The sequence below is a fragment of the Paenibacillus sp. FSL F4-0243 genome, from assembly GCF_037963295.1.
Taxonomy (GTDB): domain Bacteria; phylum Bacillota; class Bacilli; order Paenibacillales; family Paenibacillaceae; genus Paenibacillus_AQ.
In genome coordinates, this window is record NZ_CP150151.1 from 5,075,983 (window position 1) to 5,095,248 (window position 19,266).

The 19,266-nt window shown below is 43.3% G+C and carries 19 protein-coding genes and 1 riboswitch; of the genes, 4 read left to right on the forward strand and 15 right to left on the reverse strand.

Annotation, left to right across the window (positions count from 1 at the left end; all coding sequences use genetic code 11):
• The first annotated feature begins 197 nt into the window (after positions 1–197).
• Complete coding sequence (locus NSS87_RS22675; protein WP_042129903.1) at positions 198–923, forward strand: Crp/Fnr family transcriptional regulator; 726 nt, start codon at positions 198–200, stop codon at positions 921–923.
• Positions 924–1,197: 274 nt separating this feature from the next.
• Here the strand turns inward: NSS87_RS22675 and NSS87_RS22680 are convergent, their stop codons facing one another.
• The 10 genes from NSS87_RS22680 to NSS87_RS22725 form a co-directional block, all read right to left on the reverse strand.
• Complete coding sequence (locus NSS87_RS22680) at positions 1,198–1,989, reverse strand: formate/nitrite transporter family protein (protein ID WP_042190547.1); 792 nt, start codon at positions 1,987–1,989, stop codon at positions 1,198–1,200.
• Positions 1,990–2,041: 52 nt separating this feature from the next.
• Positions 2,042–2,362, reverse strand: a complete 321-nt coding sequence (locus NSS87_RS22685) for a nitrite reductase (NAD(P)H) small subunit (protein ID WP_042190549.1) — start codon at positions 2,360–2,362, stop codon at positions 2,042–2,044.
• Positions 2,363–2,394: 32 nt separating this feature from the next.
• On the reverse strand, positions 2,395–4,818 hold the full coding sequence (gene nirB, locus NSS87_RS22690; protein WP_339242909.1) for a nitrite reductase large subunit NirB: 2,424 nt from the start codon (positions 4,816–4,818) through the stop codon (positions 2,395–2,397).
• A 218-nt stretch (positions 4,819–5,036) separates the two neighbouring features.
• Complete coding sequence (locus tag NSS87_RS22695; protein WP_339242911.1) at positions 5,037–5,747, reverse strand: hypothetical protein; 711 nt, start codon at positions 5,745–5,747, stop codon at positions 5,037–5,039.
• 153 nt (positions 5,748–5,900) lie between these two features.
• Complete coding sequence (locus NSS87_RS22700) at positions 5,901–6,302, reverse strand: hypothetical protein (RefSeq protein WP_339242913.1); 402 nt, start codon at positions 6,300–6,302, stop codon at positions 5,901–5,903.
• 129 nt (positions 6,303–6,431) lie between these two features.
• The gene (gene ric, locus NSS87_RS22705; RefSeq protein WP_339242915.1) at positions 6,432–7,181 is read right to left on the reverse strand and encodes an iron-sulfur cluster repair di-iron protein; all 750 of its coding nucleotides are present in this window, start codon (positions 7,179–7,181) and stop codon (positions 6,432–6,434) included.
• A 213-nt stretch (positions 7,182–7,394) separates the two neighbouring features.
• A complete protein-coding gene (locus NSS87_RS22710) occupies positions 7,395–8,126 on the reverse strand; it encodes a hypothetical protein (protein ID WP_339242916.1) in 732 nt (243 codons plus the stop codon).
• Between the two features lie 250 nt (positions 8,127–8,376).
• Positions 8,377–8,694 carry a helix-turn-helix domain-containing protein gene (locus NSS87_RS22715; RefSeq protein ID WP_042129916.1) on the reverse strand — a complete coding sequence of 106 codons (318 nt, stop codon included), beginning with the start codon at positions 8,692–8,694 and terminating at the stop codon, positions 8,377–8,379.
• Between the two features lie 142 nt (positions 8,695–8,836).
• The gene (locus NSS87_RS22720) at positions 8,837–9,142 is read right to left on the reverse strand and encodes a hypothetical protein (protein WP_339242919.1); all 306 of its coding nucleotides are present in this window, start codon (positions 9,140–9,142) and stop codon (positions 8,837–8,839) included.
• Between the two features lie 25 nt (positions 9,143–9,167).
• Positions 9,168–10,103 (reverse strand): Gfo/Idh/MocA family oxidoreductase, encoded by a 936-nt coding sequence (locus tag NSS87_RS22725; protein WP_339242921.1) that lies wholly within the window; start codon positions 10,101–10,103, stop codon positions 9,168–9,170.
• A gap of 165 nt (positions 10,104–10,268) precedes the next feature.
• Between NSS87_RS22725 and NSS87_RS22730 the strand changes: the two genes are divergently transcribed.
• Positions 10,269–10,889, forward strand: a complete 621-nt coding sequence (locus NSS87_RS22730; RefSeq protein ID WP_339242923.1) for a VTT domain-containing protein — start codon at positions 10,269–10,271, stop codon at positions 10,887–10,889.
• Positions 10,890–10,988: 99 nt separating this feature from the next.
• Positions 10,989–11,975: a peptide-methionine (S)-S-oxide reductase MsrA gene (gene msrA / locus NSS87_RS22735; protein WP_339242925.1), complete on the forward strand. Its 987-nt coding sequence runs from the start codon at positions 10,989–10,991 to the stop codon at positions 11,973–11,975.
• A gap of 122 nt (positions 11,976–12,097) precedes the next feature.
• Here the strand turns inward: msrA and NSS87_RS22740 are convergent, their stop codons facing one another.
• Together NSS87_RS22740 and NSS87_RS22745 are read right to left on the reverse strand one after the other, a co-directional pair.
• A complete protein-coding gene (locus NSS87_RS22740) occupies positions 12,098–13,228 on the reverse strand; it encodes a DUF4349 domain-containing protein (RefSeq protein WP_052404385.1) in 1,131 nt (376 codons plus the stop codon).
• 237 nt (positions 13,229–13,465) lie between these two features.
• On the reverse strand, positions 13,466–14,245 hold the full coding sequence (locus NSS87_RS22745; protein ID WP_339242926.1) for a hypothetical protein: 780 nt from the start codon (positions 14,243–14,245) through the stop codon (positions 13,466–13,468).
• A gap of 369 nt (positions 14,246–14,614) precedes the next feature.
• Between NSS87_RS22745 and NSS87_RS22750 the strand changes: the two genes are divergently transcribed.
• On the forward strand, positions 14,615–14,767 hold the full coding sequence (locus NSS87_RS22750) for a DUF1540 domain-containing protein (RefSeq protein WP_076120659.1): 153 nt from the start codon (positions 14,615–14,617) through the stop codon (positions 14,765–14,767).
• 138 nt (positions 14,768–14,905) lie between these two features.
• On the opposite strand, the gene metE is transcribed toward NSS87_RS22750, so the two are convergent.
• The 3 genes from metE to NSS87_RS22765 form a co-directional block, all read right to left on the reverse strand.
• Positions 14,906–17,227 (reverse strand): 5-methyltetrahydropteroyltriglutamate--homocysteine S-methyltransferase, encoded by a 2,322-nt coding sequence (gene metE / locus NSS87_RS22755; protein ID WP_339242928.1) that lies wholly within the window; start codon positions 17,225–17,227, stop codon positions 14,906–14,908.
• 132 nt (positions 17,228–17,359) lie between these two features.
• Positions 17,360–17,566: riboswitch (cobalamin riboswitch) on the reverse strand.
• 160 nt (positions 17,567–17,726) lie between these two features.
• On the reverse strand, positions 17,727–18,587 hold the full coding sequence (locus NSS87_RS22760) for an undecaprenyl-diphosphate phosphatase (protein ID WP_042190575.1): 861 nt from the start codon (positions 18,585–18,587) through the stop codon (positions 17,727–17,729).
• Positions 18,588–18,636: 49 nt separating this feature from the next.
• Positions 18,637–19,260 carry a DedA family protein gene (locus tag NSS87_RS22765; RefSeq protein WP_042190577.1) on the reverse strand — a complete coding sequence of 208 codons (624 nt, stop codon included), beginning with the start codon at positions 19,258–19,260 and terminating at the stop codon, positions 18,637–18,639.
• Positions 19,261–19,266: the final 6 nt, after the last annotated feature.

Consider the following 19,266-nt stretch of genomic DNA (forward strand, 5'->3'; position numbering starts at 1 on the left):
GATATATAAAGAACATATACTTCTTACTCCTTTTTAGTTAAAAATCATATTACATCTAGCACTTTTGAAGTGAAAATAATCACAATGTTGAAAATTCGACACTTTTAAATGGTTTTTCTTACCCAAATTGAAGATTAAAGAGGTATAATTAATTTAAAATTTACTGAAAAACTGAGGGAATAAAGGGGATGTCGATTATGCTAAAAGAACATTACAATGTCATCGAAGCCCACGGAAATACAAACTGTTTCTCCGAACAGAATTTCAACAGACTTCTTGTTACTATGAAAGAGCGCGTTGTTCCAGAGGGTTCACATCTTTTCTGGGAAGGCGACTACTCGGATAAATTGTTTTATATCAAACGTGGACGTGTGAAATTAACTAAATCAACGGATGAAGGTAAAGAACTTATTCTTTATATGTACCAAGCTGGCGATATGGTAGGTCAAGCGGACCCATTCTTCAGCACCAAGCACAGCTTTACTGCAGAAGTGATTGAAGAAAGTGAAGTTGGCGTCATCGAGCAAAAGGATTTAGAAATTCTCATTTGCCAACATTGTGATTTTGCCATCGACTTTATGAAATGGATGGGCATTCATCACCGTCTAACTCAAACGAAATTCCGTGATCTGATGATGTATGGCAAACCAGGCGCACTTTGCTCCACTCTCATTCGACTTGGTAATACTTATGGTGAGAAGAGCAGCGATGGTGAGAACATCCTCATCAACAAAAAAATTACGCATACAGATCTGTCCAACATGATCGGCGCTACTCGTGAGAGTGTGAACCGGATGTTGAGCGACTTGCGTAAAAAAGACGCGGTTGAGTACGAGAACGGTATGATTGTCATCAAGGATCTTGGCATGCTGCAGGAAATTTGCCACTGCGAAATGTGTCCAAACGAGATCTGCCGCATCTAATTTCCGTTTATAATATACCCTCTATTCTCCTCAATGAAACACATATGACCCAATTATTCTGCACATTATAAAATAGAGTGGTCAAAGGCGCCTAACATAGGCGTCTTTTTTTATCCCACAAGACAAGCAAAAACGCCTTCGGCGTCCCTAATGGACGGTAAGCGTTTATGCGAGAAATATAAGGATAATTTATAGCGTGAAACTTATACTTTCTTATATTTAGAAAAAGAGCTGAACCCGAAATTAGGTCAGCCCTATAACCATAAATATACTCTTAACGCTTGGTCTGAGTACCCCGCACGGGAGAGATCATCCAGTAGGCCATACCGACGAATACGCCACCGCCAATTATATTTCCTAAGGTAACAGGAATCATATTGTGGATCCATCCGGCAATTGTAACGGTGTCAGGGTGATTCGGGAGCAACACAGCAACACTCAGCAGCGTCATATTAGCCACACTGTGCTCATATCCACTCGCAATAAAGGCAAATAAACACCACCAGATTAGAACCAGCTTGGCAGTTTCACTTTTGGCGCGTGAGGCCATCCATAGCGCTAGACAGACCAGCCAGTTACATAGAATCCCACGGAAAAATAGCTCTGAAAACGGAAGGCTCATTTTCTTGGCTGCAGCCGCAAAGATCAGATGCTCTGGGGGAGCCGCACTGAATAGCCCAGTTCCTCGAATCAAAAGTGCTAAAATCACTGCCCCTATCACATTCCCTACAAACACAAGCACCCAGTTCTTGACAGTATCCCAGATACTTGTTCTACCAGCAAGTGTACTAACCGTAAAGAACATATTATTTCCGGTAAACAGCTCTGAGCCTGCAAACACAACAAGAGTCAAGGCAATACCGAAGGATGCACCCATAATGAGGGGTTGGAAAGGCGATTTGGCAGCCGCTAGAGGCGCTCCCAGCGAGAAAATAAGGATAATCCCAATGCCTACATATGCCCCTGCCAAAAGGGCTGCTAGAAAATATCTTGGTAAACTTTCATTCATTTGGTCTCGCTTGCTGACTGCCGCCTCGACAATGTTCTCCACACTTTGAGTAAACATAATACTCCACCCCACCGTTTTCTATTTCATCCTTTACTACAAGCTTCGGTGTCTACAAGCTCACTGTCACAATGTCTCCGACAAGGGAGACTGGATAAGTCATAACGATACCTTGATCCGGTGCCTGAACTTCACCCGTGCGAAGATCTATTTTCCAATCATACAGTGGATCATAAAGAAAGTGACCCGAAACGATCCCTTCCGCAAGCGGCCCCCCTTTTGGATGAGGGCTCCGATTCTCAAGTGCATAGATCGCTCCGTCAGAGGTACGAAATACAGCCAGCTCCACATTTCCAGCAATCACCACACGGCCAATCTGCAGCAGGAAATCCTGTACTGATCCTATTGGATACGTTTGTGTTGTCTTATTCATTGGTCTCTCCCCTTCTGTGTGCGTTATATCCGCTAGACTCTTGTTTCTTCAAAAAGCGCAGCACGAGTGCTGCTGTCATTGAGCATTTTTTTCCAAGGATCCGTAACCTGAGTCAGAGCAAAGTCAATCCGTGCGGCCAGCTCTTTGCGATTATCTTCATTATTCAAAATAACCATTTGAATCCGCTCAAGTCCCATACGCTCAACCCACTCGGATGTTCGCTCCAAATAATTGCCGGTCTCACGGTAATATTGCATCACAGCGGAGCACACTTCGATTAACTCTTCATCGGTCTTAATTTTGCAGAAGGAGTCTGCGATCCGTGGCTTGATCCCACCGTTACCACCGATAAACACTTCCCAACCACCATCATTTCCAACGATGCCAATATCCTTCGTGCAGGATTCCGCACAGTTACGTGGACAGCCGTTGACAGCTATTTTAAACTTGGCAGGAAAATCAAGACGTTCATACTTACGTTCTATGAGCGCGCCCATTCCCAGCGAATCTTGTGTGCCAAAGCGGCAGAACTGGGAGCCCACACAAGTCTTAACCGTACGCAGGGATTTGGCATAACCGTAGCCTGAAGGCATATCCAGCTCTTCCCATACCTTAGGCAAATCTTCCTTCTTCACACCGATTAGATCCAGGCGTTGCCCTCCAGTTACCTTCACAACTTTCACGTCATATTTAAGGGAGACGTCGGCGATTTTCTTCAAATCCTCCGGCGTAGTTACCCCACCATACATGCGTGGTATCACGGTGTAGGTTCCATCTTTTTGAATATTGGCACCCATTCTTTCATTTACAAATCGGGATTCTTTCTCATCTTGATGGGTATCAGGATTCATCATCCCTAGATAATAGTTAATCGCCGGACGACACTTGGAGCAACCTTCCTCTTGTTTCCAACCGAGTACATTCATGACCTCTTTTGTTGTTTTAAGACCTTTAGCTGTAATTTCAGCAACAATCTCATCACGGCTAAGCGTTGTGCACCCACAAATACCTTGCTTAGCAGCTTGCTGGAAACTGTCACCTAAGACAAATTGCAGGATTTGTTCTACTACGGGTTTACAACCACCACAAGAGCGAGTAGCGCCAGTGCATGCTTTGATCTCATCCACAGTAGTAAAACCATGTTCAGTGACAGCATCTACGATCGCTTTTTTAGTTACACCATTACAGCCGCAGACAATTTCTTCGTCCGCCATAGCTTCTACGGATGTGCTCTTCTTAGCTCCGCCACCGCAGCAGCCCGTTCCCATAACCTCCGTATAAATCTCATCGGTCATTACTGCGCCTTGTTTTACTAGCTTTTGCAGATTCGCGGACTCCGTTACATCACCGAACAAAACCGCACCGACAATCACATTATTTTTGAGCAAAATTTTCTTATAAGTTTTCTTCCATTCATCTTTGCTTGAGATCACAGTATGTTCAGGACAATCCAAAAACTCACCTGCAGAAAATACATCCACCCCAGAAATTTTAAGCTTCGTGGAAACAATCGAACCTTCATAAGGCTTGGTATCGCTACCACATAAATGTTTAGCTAGAACCATGCCTTGTTCAAATAGTGGAGCCACCAGTCCGTAACACATACCGCGATGCTCAGCACATTCGCCGATGGAATATACATTCTGCATGGAAGTTTGCAAATAATCATCCACCACGATCCCACGATTTACGGAGATTCCGCTATCTTTTGCCAATGTCACGTTCGGTTTGATTCCAACAGCCATTACCACAAAATCTGCAGCAAGCGTACTGCCATCACTAAAACGCAATCCACTTACTCTCTGTTCCCCGCTCAATTCTATCGTTTGTTTGCCCATAGCAAATTTCACGCCTTGACGCTCAAGCTCAGCTTGCAGCATCGAGGAGGCATTCCGATCAAGCTGACGCTCCATCAGATCTTCCATCAAATGAACTACGGTAACATCCATACCAAGGTTCAGAAGACCTTTTGCCGCTTCCAACCCAAGCAACCCCCCGCCGATAACAGCTGCTTTGCTGTATTGTTTGGCCGCTGCCAGCATCGCATCACAGTCTGAAATATCCCGGAATCCTACAACGCCCTCTTTATCACTGCCAGGTACAGGTAAAATAAACGAATTCGAGCCTGTCGCAATAATTACCTTGTCGTAGGGGACTATCATCCCACTATCCGTAACAACTTGCTTCGAACCTTCATCAATTCGTGTCACCGTTGTTCCCGTGTGTAGAGTTATATTATTGTCTTCATACCAATTCCAGTCGTTTAGGATGATATCATTAAGGGTCTTACTTCCTTCAAGAACATAAGACAACATGATCCGATTGTAATTGGGATGAGGTTCACTTCCAAAAACCGTGATGTCATAAGCTCCACCCAGCTTCAATATCTGCTCAATCGTACCTATGCCTGCCATACCGTTGCCGACTAATACTAGTTTTTCTCTTATCGTTGTCATGGTTAGGTGCCTCCTCAAGCTTATGAATACCTGATCAATTTCTCTTCTACATATTGGAATTATACGGTTCAAATTCAATTCGTCATTGTGATTGCAGTCACTTCAATTGTGAATATTTTCACATTTTAGTGTACTGATAATTGTTAGATATCTTTTCCACATAAAAAGCCAGATTAACGATTCTGAACAACCGTTTCTCTGGCTTAATGTACGATTTTTTAGCGTAAAGTCAATAAAATCTCCAATTCATCTTGAGCCCTGAGCTTCATATCCATTCCATCATCGAGTAGTTGTTTTCCGTTCACCTTCAGCTTCCATTCTTCATTACTAAGAGGAGTATAATCGTCGACGGAAAGCACCTTTTTATTGTCATCGGCTAACTGTACGCTACTACAGCTTTTGAGCAAATCTCTTACAGTTAAATCCTCTTCAAATAACATAATATACGTATGATGCAAGTCTACTTCAACACTTCCACCGTTCAAGGTCAGCCTTACAGTTTGAAGTGGTGCTTGATGGTCCTTCGACTTCGCGTTGAAGACTAGCTGTGAATCATACCCTACAGTATTATTCCAATCCGCATTCCCAATGATTTGACCGCCCATCTGAAGCTCCCAAACCATTCCCGCCTCTAGCGAAAAATCCTTTACCGAAACAATGCTTGAGTTATCCTCAGCAAATGTGGCAACATTACTACCTTTCAGTAGCTCCATGATCGATATTCCATTTCTATAACTCCCACTAAGTAACCTATCCGATGGTTTAGTAAGCAGTTCATTATCTCCAACCCTTATTGATATTGTCGGTCCCTCTGATCCTGCCACACCATTATTAGCATTACTATTGCCGTCATTGTTAGTAGAGCATCCACCTATTATGAATACAATGACTAATCCTAGCATCAATTTCCACAAAGATCGCATGGGCATCCTGGCACCGCCTTGTCCCGCCTAATGACCATATAGCGTCTCAGGCTTGTAAAGTTATGTATTCTGTCTTTTTAAGGATAACTTAAACAAGCCATGTTCTCAAATAAGTAATAACAAGCTTACTTCTAAAATTGACAAAAACTTTTTAAAAAGCTAACCTCTATCCCCCTCTTTCTGCTCATCCGGCGCCATTTCACATATTCTGGGGGATTTATCCCCCTCTTTCTGCTCACTCGGTGCCATTTCACATATTCTGGGGGATTTATCCCCTTCTTTCTGCTCATTCGGCGTCATTTCGCATATTCTGGGGGATTTATCCCCCTCTTTCTGCTCATCCGGCTTCATTTCGCATATTCTGGGGGATTTATCCCCTTCTTTCTGCTCATTCGGCGTCATTTCGCATATTTTGGGGGATTTATCCCCCTCTTTCTGCTCATTCGGCGTCATTTCGCATATTCTGGGGGATTTATCCCCCTCTTTCTGCTCGTTCAGCCCTATCTCGTAGTCCGCTTTTAAGCAATCCTTCCGCCTGCCTGCCATCCATCTATCCATCAATCGATCTTACCCATATTTTTTACGATCATTTCTTCTATCTTTTTCAACGGAGTTATCCACATTTCTGTACATTCTATAATTCCCTATAAAAAAAGCCCCCTAAAGGACTCTTTAGAACACTATTCATCTTCACTGAAACCTAGGGAACAATATATTATTCTCCAAATGTACGTGTTCAAAAGTCATACTCTCCAGCTCTTCCAGCCGGGCATATGTCAATCGATAGGTCGTGCAAGCATGCGCCGGTGGAGTGAAATCATCTGTAATACTACGTATTTTTCTCAAAATATCGCCCGCACCATCATGCTCACTCTCCAGCTCAGACAATGACTCACGAAGCGATGTCAGGCCTTCTTCACTAGGATTAGCAGCGTATGTCAACAGCTTAGGAAACTCATCATCTTCTTCTTTAGCCGTATGCTCAAGTAAATCTTCCTTAAGTATGTTGAACAAGTTATATAACTCCACCAAATGGGGAGAATCTCCGCCATGCACTCGATATACCTTAGTTACATTTTGGCTAATGAGGGGTAACTCTTCACGAAGATAACGGTGGTGTTTATTAATAATATGGTCAATTAACTCTTCTGAAGGTGCAGTATTCCAAGCGATTTCCTCTTGGGGTACTGGATACTCTTCGAACAGCTTGTTTAGATCGCCGATGATTATCTCGTGATCCAGACCACGCTCAGCAGCTGCTTCAGCAAGAGGTTTAGCTCCACCGCAACAGAAATCAATCCGTTTTGCTTTGAAATAATCTGCCGCTTTAGGGAACTGTAATACAATATCTCTCACTAGTGCATCTGGGGTAAAACCAGCTTGTACCGATTGTGCTTGCTTCGAATCCGAAATACTATCATTAAGTTGTTTAGTTTCCATTATAGCTCCTCCTTGGGTTATGGGATTAGGTTATGGGATTAGGTTCTGAATAAATCTTATCCACTTCTTCACCTTAACCCTGAAAGGAACTTTGACTTGTGATTGTACGCACGGAAATTGTATCTTATTTTTGAACGAAATTGGAGATTGATGTACATGCAAAGTAAACGCAAAAAAGCACCTTTGCCTACAAAGGTGCTTTTTCAACTCACTTTATTGCACATAAGCCTGCATATACGTCCGCTGTCCCTTTGAATCCTTCAAATAAGGTCCCAATCCGGCAAAACGGGAGTGATCCATATAAACACCGGTCATCCATCTGCCTTCCGTCAAGCCACCATTCCATTTAAGGACAAGATCAGGTGCGGAAATCCATTCCTGAAAGACTCGTATATTCTGATCTTTGTATTCTTTACATGGCTTAGACCGCTCAATAAGGTGGAATTCATTAAGATAAGTTGGAACGAAATAAGAGGATATCGTATGCAAATCATCATCGTCAAAAAAAGGCTCGTCGCCTAAAAAGGGTTTGAATAATACGGTATTCTCGTACATGGACCAAATTAAGGCTTGAAGCACCATACTCTGGCGAATGCCGTTATGAAACTTATATTGTCGCCCATGATTCGCCACATTTACATCTTGTGGAGGTTCCGTGGACTCCAGACAGTGCCGTTCACAACCAATACACTTCCAACCTGTCGGACTTTGAATCCATTTTTGAAAAATAGTCCCACTATCATTGTTTCCTTTGTAGAGTGAAGAGATAATGCTGTAAGGCACGCCAATCCACGCATCCCATAAGGAATCAGGAAGATGGCTATGCAGCATGAACAACGTCTTGTCATAGATGAGCTGTACTTTGATAGAAGCGTTCTCTAGCTCAGCAACATCCTTTTTTCCATACGTTATTTCCCGGGAAAACAGGGTCGTCTTCGTCTTCATCTCCCTCGCCTCCTAATAGTTTTGCTATGCCTGTACTCCAGCTGAGTAGATTTGAGCAAAAACCAATACGCGAGCGCTTCCATTCAAGGATCATACAATGTTTTTCTATTATATTACAATTATTTTTAAACTGTGCAAGTTTTTTTCAAGCATAAAGGATTGGAACAAAACTGTCACTGTCTAATATTTAGAAATTGAAAAGCCCCTTTTCCACCATTCCGGAAAAAGGGCCACAACATCACTGTGAATTTTAGTCTACCCAGCTCTCAGCCCAAGACTGAATCTGCTGCATAACAGGCTGCAATGCACGGCCTTTGTCTGTTAATTCGTACTCAATACGTACGGGTGTTTCTGGGTATACATGCCTAACCAGGATACCCTCACCTTCCAAATCCTTCATCCGCTCGGACAGCATCTTATCGCTCATTGAAGGAATGAGGCCGGAGATATCTTTAAAACGCTTCGGTCCACTCATCAATGTCTGAATAATAAGTCCATTCCAACGTTTGCCTAAGAAAGAGAAGGCTGTCTCAAATCTGGGACACATCGCAAATTGATGTTCTTCCATTGTTCTCACCTCTCACTAGCGAAACTTACTATTAGTTAGTATATATAATATTAACACATTTTAACCATGATGAACATCGTTTACCTAAAAAAGTTCATCTGACTCTATTATTATATCCCCAATGTCAATCCCCCACAGGTCCTTAAGATCCCCTTTGAGCAATCGCTTCAGTTACGATTTGTGCCAAGTCATCATTTCCAAAAAGCGAAAGTACACCCAGAACGGTGTCATCAGAAATGTCCCCCGCTTCCTCCGCGGAAACCGTGAGGGCAAGTGCCTGACGCAAGGCTTCATTCCCTTCCTGCTGCGGATAAGCCTGCAAGTATAGAGCATGTGGATCGAGTCCATTATTTACACACCACTGAGCGAATACAAGAATCATCATCTCTTCTTCGCGTTTATAGCTTTCGATGATCTGTTCCTCCACTAATTTACGGTTATCCTCCATATATTCTTCTCCTTTCTCAGAGACCTCATTCAGCAAGCTGTGCCGCCAGCATATGACTAGGCAGTACCGCTGAAGCAGCAATGCTGCAAAGCTCTGGTGTATTTATGTTGCTAAGAAAATTATTGACCACTCCACTAAAACCTCTTCTATCGAGTATAGTATCCCAGCTTCCAAAGCCTTGAATATGCGGTAAGGCATCCTTTTCATAAAGAATGGCCTTGTCCAGATCCATTACTTCCACCGATCTGCCATTTCCGTGCAGCTCAAGCTTCTCCAGATTCACTCCAGCTTGACGAACCATGCTGTACATCCCTACTGCGCTATGCTTCCAGCCCAACATTCCAGATGCCTGCAGCAGACGACCTTCTCCACTAGAGTGAAGATGACTACGAAGCAGTTCATAATGATCTCCGCACAACCACAACAGCAGGTCAAGCAGATGGATCAGATCATCATGCACGGTTTCGCGGCTGCTTCCTGTTTGAAGCTTCGTTCGATGTTTAATCGCATTGCAATGACTAATTCCACCGACTTCCTCAAGCCATTGCTTGGCGGTGACATACATTGGGGCAAAACGGCGATTAAAGCCCACTCCTAGCAAAAGCCCCTTATCTTGTGCTAGCTCTGCCATCCTTCTGGACTCTTCTAGATCATAGGAAAGTGGTTTATCTACATATACCGAAATCCCACGTTCGAGACATTTTGTTACTATATCATAATGAGTAGTTGTTGGGCTATGTACAAATACTGCATCCAGATCCCAAGATAACAGCTCTTCCAGATTAGTCGTCCCTTTAGGAAAACGGTAGGTATGAACGGCCTGCTCTACCGTTGTCGGTGAATGACTAAGAACACCAACTACCTCGGCATAATCATGCTGAGAGAGCAGTGGTAAATATACTTTGCGGGCTATATTGCCGATTCCTATTATGGCGACTCTTTTACGTTCAGGTGCAATCACTGATCCATCCCCCTCTTAACACTTCAATATATCGTTCTTTTCTCTTTGTTCTCTACAAATGCTATTATACCTGCTTCTCCTTCTCTGACAATTGATCTTTACTTCAATATTTATTCTTTATCCCGTATGATGAGATGAATGAGTGGAAGAAGGGGCATATTATCTATGAAGAAATGGTTCTCGATTATTCTTTATGTTTCGGGTACAATCCTTGCGTTTATCTACAGATATGACATCCTAAGCTGGATGAAAGAGGATCATAATCTTTTCAGTTCTATAGGGATTGCAACTTTACTGGCCCTGTTTCCAGTTGTCCCTTATAAAGCTGTCATCGGATTCTTCGGTTATGCATACGGAAGTTTAGCGGGTGCCTTGATTTGCTGGCTAGCTACAAATTTGGCTGCCGCAATCCTTTTTGGCGTTGTGAAGTACTTGTTTCAAAGCCAAGCGAGAGCTTATTTAGCCTCTATTCCCGCACTCGAAAAGTTCACAGTAGGCATTGAGCGGCGACCTTTCGCTTCGATTGTCCTAGCACGACTCGTGCCTATCATTCCCCAAACAGCTGTTAACATCTACGCTGGAGCAGCTGGTCTGCCTTTTTGGAGCTATATTGCAGCTTCCGGCATAGGAAAAATACCGGGGATTGCATTATACGCTTTCCTCGGGGATCATCTGTTCCAGGACCCTGTAAGTGCGATTATTGCCATCATCGCCTATGTCGCTGTGCTAATTATCGCTGGACTGAGCTTGCGTCCGCGCTCTCAAGAAGCGAAGAATAACCGATAGCGAAAGAACTTATCGGTTACAAACTGGCAGGCAGTTAGTATTTGCTTTATAATTAAATTGTGATCTATTTAATTGCATTATGTGAATGGAGGGATATCAATGAGTGAACATCAGACTAACCATATAAATACCAAGACAGAAAAAGCAACCTTTGCAGGTGGATGCTTCTGGTGCATGGTCTCGCCGTTCGAAGAATTGCCAGGTATCATTAGTGTCGTCTCTGGCTATACCGGCGGTCATACAGTGAACCCAACTTATGAAGAGGTTTGTTCTGAAACGACAGGACATGTTGAAGCTGTACAAATTACGTTCAACCCAGATATTTTCCCTTATAGCAAGTTACTTGAGCTGTTCTGGCAGCAAATTGACCCTACCGACGCAGGTGGACAATTCCATGATCGCGGGACTTCTTACGGAACAGCAATCTTTACCCATTCGGAGGAACAAAAAGAACAAGCAGAAGCTTCCAAGGCAGCTCTGCAAGCAAGCGGTCGGTTCTCTAGTCCGATCGTAACCCCGATTCTCCCGGCAGCCACCTTCTTTCCTGCCGAAGAATATCATCAAGGTTACCATCATAAGAATCCAGGCCACTACAAACGTTATCGCAAAGGTTCTGGCCGAGAGGATTTTATCGAAACCCACTGGACACATAAAGAGGACAAACAAAGTTTGAAAGAACGTTTAACCCCTCTTCAATATGAAGTCACTCAGAACAGTGCAACAGAATCTCCTTTCCGGAATGATTTTTGGGATCACCATGGAGATGGTATTTATGTAGACATCGTATCTGGCGAACCGTTATTCAGCTCGCAGGATAAATACGATTCCGGTTGCGGCTGGCCAAGCTTCACTCGTCCGATCCGGGACTACGCTGTGAAGGAAAAGACGGATCTCAGCCATTTGATGGTTCGGACAGAAGTTCGCAGCAAAGTAGCGGATTCCCATCTAGGCCATGTCTTTGACGATGGTCCCGGAGAAAACGGTTTACGCTATTGCATAAATTCGGCGGCGCTACGATTTGTACCGAAAGAGGATTTGGAGAAGGAAGGATACGGGGAGTATCGCATACTCTTCCAGCCTGCCTAAACATCAATCCTCAGCACATAAAAAAAACGGTTGTCGTCCTTTTAGGATGACAACCGTTTTTTTCTCTTAAAATATAAGAAAGTATAAGTTTCACGTTATACATTATTCTTATGCTTGTAGGTCTATTCTTTCTTTGAGTCCTCTGAGTCCTTATTAGCCTTCGAATTATCCTCTGAAACTGCCTCCTTAGGCTCTGTTGCCGCAGGGATGGCTTGCTCTCTGTTCAGCTCCTTATTTCGCTGACGAATTCTCTCGGTCTGCTGCTCCCGACGCTCGCGGATATTTTTACGGGAAACTAATACAATAGCTAAAATAATGGCAGCCCCGATAAGTATCGGTAACGCTCCTGCAAGGATAACGACAATCCACTGAAACATCACAGATAGTGCATTTAAGCTTCCGTTTAGAGCATCTGAAGCACGTTCCAGTAACGGCCCTTGCTCCTTCTTCTCTTTGACAGCAATACTTTCATCCGTCTGATACACTCTCAATTCTACCGTAGAAAAGGATACATTCTGATTGATATAACGCATTCTACCTTTAATCTGCTCAATGCTTTCTTGAATCGAACCAAGCTCGTTCGCGAAGGCGACCAGATCAGTGGATTTCGTCGCTTTTTTCATAAACTCTGTATATTGTGCTTCCATTAGCTGTTTTGCCTTCAAACGTGACTCCAGATCAACATACTCTTCTGAGACATCTTGACCTTGAATGCTGCGCTGTAGAGATTCGTGTTTTACTTGTTCTAATTTATTCAGAAAAGGTGAGAATCCGGAGGCAGGCACCTTAAGGATAAACGTCCCGCCTTGCTCGTACTGCGACATATTTTCATTAAACTCAATAATATATCCATTGGCCATGGTTACTAAATTACGTATTTCAGTCTGTGCTTTTCCATAGTCTTCTACTTCCATGTTAAGATTCGCTTTATAGATCAGCTTCTTGTTCAAGCCCGCTACTACATCGCTACCAGTAAATCCCGCACTTGCTTGATCTGTATTTTCTGATGTGGAGCCCTTTACAGCCATATTCTCGCTGCCAGTTGCTTCTGCCTCAGGAGCTGCCGAAGTGCTTTGATCCGCTGTTGAGGCCATCGAGCTTTGCGATTGTACCTCTACTGCTGCGTCGTTACTCGTACTACCATTTTCTTTTGCCAAACTATCTGCCGCTGAATTTCTATCCGCTGAGCCACAACCCGCCAAGACTACCGTAAGAATTAATAAACATAAGTAATGCAGACCCCATTTGCGCATTCTCATTCCTCCAAAAATGTAATAGATACCGCTTGCACGGATCATAATATCGTTACGGAATGTCTTGTTCTAAGCAGATCTCTTCCGTCACTCTTTACTAAGACGTTCCAAAACTTGGAAGGTTGCACTGAAAAATGGAATTGTGTACAGTTTCTTATGAATTATGTTCTCTAAATAAAAAAAAGAGTCGCATTTCTGCAACTCTTTTAGTTTAAGCTGTTATTTTTCAAGCAAAAATCAACCTGGGTTAGAAGCGCTTTGTTTAATGGCATATACGCCATCTGGTAACGAACCGCTTAATAATCTCGCAATGTAAATATCAACATCATAACTAGTAGTGCCTACAAGAACTGAAGAACCCTGAACATTGGCATAGGTCTTCTCCGTAATCACACCAAATGAGTTATTCATAATCGGCGTGTATTCCATCCAAGCATAATTGTAAGGATTCACTGATGCAGTTGTCGTGTTACTGCCACCATAAGTATTAGACCATGATGAGCCACCAGTAATACCAGTACTTACAGCTGTTTGTTTTGCGGTTACACCAAAGCTTGTATTCGCGATATAGCCTTGAGATACTGAATAGCTAATGTTTAACAACGAATTTGCAGAAGCACTATTATATACAGGCTGAGAGATTCTTCTAGTCAAACCACTTCTAGTGACATATGAGACATAACCATTTTGTTGGTAGGAGTATATCGTTGTTTGATAAGCATCTCTAGGTGCAATTACAGAAGCGTCATCAAAGGAAGAGTCCGTTATGAACAGGGGTATACTTGGTATCAGCCCCTCTTTAGCAGCTTCTAAAGCTTGACCTTGTGCAAGAATTTCATTGTACTCCTCTACTGAAATTTCTGACAATCCCGTAGCTGAGGCTTTGTAGACTTTTATGATTTCTGATTCACTTATTTGAGGAGCTTGGTCATTATGTACACCTTCTGCACCTGCATAAATAGGTAAGCACAAGATGAGCATTAAGGCAAAAGGGAATAGTAATAACTTTTTCAACATCTTCATCCTCCAATATTTCAGATTAGGAGCGGCCGTTCCCTATCGAAAATATTACCATATAATTCTTGTAATAATATAGATATTTAGAATTATTTTCTATTTTTAGGTATGTAAGTAATAAGTATCTTTTGTGCTTTTTTATAATTTTTTGTATAACTTTGTCACATTTCTGTTATCGAATAACCCATTTGCTTACAAGCACTTTATTTGGTACAATTACCACGTCTAAACACGTAAAAAAATACCAAAAAACCCTCTATTCATAATGAATGAGGGCAGAACACGGTTCTGTTCGGACAAGCTCCACCTTGTTGAACAGAGAAGTTTTTTAATAATGCTGTCTATTACTAAAAGGGGAGGTGTACCCTCATGGCAAAAGACGTAATTTGCGAAGTTAACTCCTGCACCCACTGGGCAGAAGAGAACAAATGCAGTGCTGATTCTATCTTTGTAGCTTTCCACAGCTCCCAAGAACCTACACGTGCAGAAGAAACAGATTGCAAGACTTTCGAAAGCAAATAAGGTGATGATTTGAAGGGACCCTCCACGGTTCCTTCTTTTCTTTTCTCATTCTATCAAGAATGAGAATTATTATCAAGTGGCTGAAATAAAAAGCCAGGGAGAAATTCCCCGGCTATGATTTATTGTATACCTCTTATGTTATTTGGAAGCACTAACTCCTGCATTTTCTCTTGCAATAGCGGCAGCCTTTACCATGTTACGAAGTGCATCTTCTGTCTCCTGCCAGCCACGTGTCTTAAGACCGCAATCCGGATTAATCCAGAACTGTTCAGGATCAAGCACCCGCAGCGCACGATCAATATTAGCTGTCATCTCTTCTACTGCAGGAACCCGTGGACTATGGATATCATATACACCAAGACCAATTCCTTTATCATACGCCTGCTCCTCAAAGCTAACGATCAGTTCCCCATGGCTACGTGAAGTCTCAATAGAGATAACATCTGCATCCATCGCTGAAATGGAGTCTATCATGTCATTAAATTCGCTATAGCACATGTGGGTATGAATTTGTGTCGTAGCCTTCACATGATTCGTCGCGATACGGAACGACTTCACCGCCCAATTCAAGTATGCCTCATGATCTTCAGCCTTCAAAGGAAGTCCTTCACGGATAGCCGGTTCATCTACTTGAATCATCTCTATGCCTGCATCCTCCAAAGCTTTAACTTCATGACGGAGCGCTAAGGCAATTTGATTCGCTACTGCTTCCCGACTAAGATCATCACGTACAAAAGACCAATTGAGAATTGTAACAGGACCAGTCAACATGCCTTTAACAGGAAGGGAAGTTAACGACTGAGCATAGACGCTTTCTTTTACAGTCATAGGCTGGATAAAAGCTATATCCGCATAAATAACTGGTGGCTTAACGCAGCGTGATCCGTAGGATTGAACCCAGCCATTGCTAGTAAATAAGTAACCATCCAACTTCTCACCGAAAAACTCCACCATATCGGTTCTTTCGAACTCACCATGCACGAGTACATCCAGACCCAGCTTTTCTTGGAAAGTGATTGCATCTGCAATCTGCTCACGAACGAACCCGTCGTAACGCTCTTGATTCCATACGCCTTTACGCCATTTCAACCTTGCCTGGCGCACTTCTACAGTCTGTGGAAAGCTTCCGATTGTTGTCGTTGGCAGAAGTGGCAGCTGCCACTTCTCCTGCTGCACCTTCAGGCGTTCAGCAAAAGGTAGGCTACGTTGGTCTGGTAAATCTGTAAGTCCGAGAACTTGCTCGGCCACATCCTTACGACCGCGTTCAGGAAGTGCACGGAAGGCAGTAAGGGCTTCACGACTGGCTGTCAACGCAGCAGCAGCTTCTGCTGTACCCTCTAAGGCTGCAGCAAGCAGGCCAAGCTCTCTAAGCTTCTCATCAGCAAAAGCTAAAGCAGCCTTAACGGTGGCCTTCAGCTTCACCTCACCCTGAACAGTAACCGGAACATGCAGCAAACTGCAAGAAGGCTGTAGAAGAAGACGGTCAAGCGGTACATGTACACTCAGCTTCTCGATTAGCTGCAGCTTAGCATCCAGATCCGAGCGCCAGATGTTGCGTCCGTCAATAATACCCGCTCCCAGCCACTTATCCTCAGGCCAGCCAAGACGTTCAATCGATGCCAGGTTCGTCCCGCCATCATGGACAAAATCAAGACCTAAACCTTGTACCGGAAGCTTGAACAGTGCCTCCAGCGGTTCAGCAGCTTCAAAGTAAGTCTGCAGAATAATATTTAATCCAGGCACGGATTCAGCAATTTCTGTGTAAATCGAGTTAAGTAAGGATAATTCTGATTCATTAATTCCTGTAACAATCGCTGGTTCATCAATTTGTACCCAGCTTACTCCTTCTTGCTTCAGTTCCTGCAACAGCTGAACGTAAACCGGAAGAAACCGAGCAGCAATCTTCGCAATATCCGCAGATGCAAATCCTTTTGACAACTTAAGGAATGTATAAAGGCCTAAAACCACAGGTTTACCCTCAATTCCCGCTTGGGACTTGGCAAAACGATAAGCAGCCAATGGTTTATTCTCGGTCAGACGCGGCGTTTGTGCACCGATCTCTGGAACGATGTAATGATAGTTCGTATTGAACCATTTAGTCATCTCGCAAGCGGTAGCCTCAGCATTTCCTCTAGCCATCGCAAAATAAAGATCAAGCCCAATATCGCCACCATCATACGCATAACGTGGAGGTACGATCCCGAACATTACAGCTGTATCTAGCACATGATCGTAGAACGTAAAATCATTTACCGGAATTAAATCAATTCCTGCCTCCTGCTGAGTCTTCAAATGCTGAAGCTGAATTCCTGTCATTTCAGTACGGAACGCTTCCTCATTTATTTTTCCCGCCCAGAAGGCTTCCAACGTTTTCTTCCACTCGCGGTTTTTTCCGATTCTTGGATAGCCAAGATTGCTTACTTTTACTTTGTTCGTCACTTTGCAGCTCCCCTTCTCCATCTTCTTATTTTGGACTCGATATCACTTGTATTCCTTTAAAAAAGAGCGCCCTTCCCTAAAAAAGTCAAAGGGAAAGACGCCCATAATATACCTATGGTTAACGTCTAACACCTTCCTATCCTCCGTAGGTGAAGCAGTGCTGTTGAAACAGGCAGGTCTCCTGGCTAGCGGTGTCAGCATCCTTAGCAGTCTTCCCAGCAGTAGTAAATTGCCAGTGACATATGTTGCTATGGACTCTTCCGTTACAGTGGCGGGACCGCATCGGCTTCAAACCGAATTTCCCTATTAAGCCTACCGAATTACTAATTTCCGGCAAGCACCTGTCTCCGATATTGTCAAGCTAAAACGCCATCAGCATCTTTTTAAGGACGGTAAGCGTTTATGCGAGAATTATAAGGATAAAGTGAGTGTCTTAAATCTGATGTCATCATACGTGAAAGCCCCCGTCATCTGCAATAGATTACGGGGGCTTCTGTTATATCGATTCCTTATAACGGATTTAGAAAAACACGAAATATACTACTGCAGCAAGTACTATGCGATATATAGCAAATGGTAAAAGCTTAATCCGGTTGATCAATTTCAAGAAGAAACGCATTGATAATAGTGCAAATACAAAGGCACTGATAAAGCCTGCAATGAAGAACGGCAGGGCATCGATGGTGAAATATTGCCAGTTCTTCATCAGTGAGAGTAAACTGGCGCCTGCCATGATTGGAACAGCCATAATAAACGTGAAATCAGCAGCAGCGCGATGACTCATACCCAGAAGAACACCACCAGAAATCGTCGACCCGGAACGAGAAAATCCCGGCCACAAGGAGAAGCACTGGACCAGACCAACACCTAGCGCCTGCTTATATGTAATCTGATCGACACTCTCCGTTTGAATCTTCTTTGGTCCGAATAGATCCGCAATAATCATTAATACAGCACCGACTACTAGACCGATTAACACGGTGGATGTAGAGAATAAATGCTCGTCAATATAATCATTAAACAGAACCCCCAGCACGCCTGCTGGCACTAAACCTACAAGCACCTGTGTAAGCTTAAGGTGGCCGCCTTTTTCAAGCTGTGGTTGTTGCTCGGTTACAGGATCCAACTGCTTGCGGCTGAAGCGCTTTAAGCCCAGCAATTCAATGAACCTATTTCTAAAAATAACTACAACTGCTAATATTGACCCCAGCTGTATAACCACTTTGAACGTATTGGCCGTATATTGTCCAAATAACTCTGTCGATTTTAACCACATATCATCAACAATAATCATATGACCTGTGGAGGATACCGGAGCAAATTCAGTCAATCCTTCAACAATCCCCAAAATAATAGCTTTAATAATCGTTAATAGCTCCATTTGTTCTCCTCCTTTTAATCATAACTTTTAACTATAAGTCCTTCTCGGCTCAACCTTCGGTGTTCATTTTCCGGCTGCGCTTGCGGAAGAACAAATACCCAAGGATCACTACCCCACCTGCAAGAAGCACGTACACTACGTTGGAGTACATATCCATATACATGGCGATGTCTTCCCAGGACTCACCCAATGCCGCACCAATAAGCACCAGCAATAGATTCCATCCCAGCGTACCAATCGTTGTGAAGATCATAAACACTCCAAATTTCATGCCCGACATCCCTGCAGGGATCGAAATCAAACTACGCACTAGTGGAACCATCCGACAAAATAATACGGTCCAATAGCCATATTTGTCAAACCAAGCGTCAGCCTTGTGGATGTCCTTTTTGCTAATTCGGAGTAGGCCGCCCCAGCGTTCAACGATCTTTTCCAAGCGATTTACATCCAACAAACGACCGATATAATAGAGAATCACTGCACCCAGCAGTGAGCCAAGCGTAGCAGCAATAATTACACCAGGAATGGTCAAATTCGTTGTGGTTGTCATGAATCCGCCAAAAGGAAGGATTACTTCGGAAGGAATCGGTGGAAATATATTTTCAAAAGCGAGCATCAGGAAAATACCAAAGTAACCAAACTGCTCCATAAAATCTGTAATCCATGCTTGCATTTTGTA

Excerpts from the sequence above, each read along its gene's own strand:
- NSS87_RS22730 (WP_339242923.1), top strand. The coding sequence starts at position 10,269 with ATGAAGAAATGGTTCTCGATTATTCTTTATGTTTCGGGTACAATCCTT.
- nirB (WP_339242909.1), bottom strand. The coding sequence starts at position 4,818 with ATGACAACGATAAGAGAAAAACTAGTATTAGTCGGCAACGGTATGGCA.
- NSS87_RS22760 (WP_042190575.1), bottom strand. The coding sequence starts at position 18,587 with ATGGAGCTATTAACGATTATTAAAGCTATTATTTTGGGGATTGTTGAA.
- NSS87_RS22765 (WP_042190577.1), bottom strand. The coding sequence starts at position 19,260 with ATGCAAGCATGGATTACAGATTTTATGGAGCAGTTTGGTTACTTTGGT.
- NSS87_RS22675 (WP_042129903.1), top strand. The coding sequence starts at position 198 with ATGCTAAAAGAACATTACAATGTCATCGAAGCCCACGGAAATACAAAC.
- NSS87_RS22745 (WP_339242926.1), bottom strand. The coding sequence starts at position 14,245 with ATGTTGAAAAAGTTATTACTATTCCCTTTTGCCTTAATGCTCATCTTG.
- NSS87_RS22720 (WP_339242919.1), bottom strand. The coding sequence starts at position 9,142 with ATGGAGGATAACCGTAAATTAGTGGAGGAACAGATCATCGAAAGCTAT.
- NSS87_RS22710 (WP_339242916.1), bottom strand. The coding sequence starts at position 8,126 with ATGAAGACGAAGACGACCCTGTTTTCCCGGGAAATAACGTATGGAAAA.
- NSS87_RS22680 (WP_042190547.1), bottom strand. The coding sequence starts at position 1,989 with ATGTTTACTCAAAGTGTGGAGAACATTGTCGAGGCGGCAGTCAGCAAG.
- ric (WP_339242915.1), bottom strand. The coding sequence starts at position 7,181 with ATGGAAACTAAACAACTTAATGATAGTATTTCGGATTCGAAGCAAGCA.
- metE (WP_339242928.1), bottom strand. The coding sequence starts at position 17,227 with ATGGAGAAGGGGAGCTGCAAAGTGACGAACAAAGTAAAAGTAAGCAAT.
- NSS87_RS22685 (WP_042190549.1), bottom strand. The coding sequence starts at position 2,362 with ATGAATAAGACAACACAAACGTATCCAATAGGATCAGTACAGGATTTC.
- NSS87_RS22695 (WP_339242911.1), bottom strand. The coding sequence starts at position 5,747 with ATGCCCATGCGATCTTTGTGGAAATTGATGCTAGGATTAGTCATTGTA.
- msrA (WP_339242925.1), top strand. The coding sequence starts at position 10,989 with ATGAGTGAACATCAGACTAACCATATAAATACCAAGACAGAAAAAGCA.
- NSS87_RS22740 (WP_052404385.1), bottom strand. The coding sequence starts at position 13,228 with ATGCGCAAATGGGGTCTGCATTACTTATGTTTATTAATTCTTACGGTA.
- NSS87_RS22715 (WP_042129916.1), bottom strand. The coding sequence starts at position 8,694 with ATGGAAGAACATCAATTTGCGATGTGTCCCAGATTTGAGACAGCCTTC.
- NSS87_RS22750 (WP_076120659.1), top strand. The coding sequence starts at position 14,615 with ATGGCAAAAGACGTAATTTGCGAAGTTAACTCCTGCACCCACTGGGCA.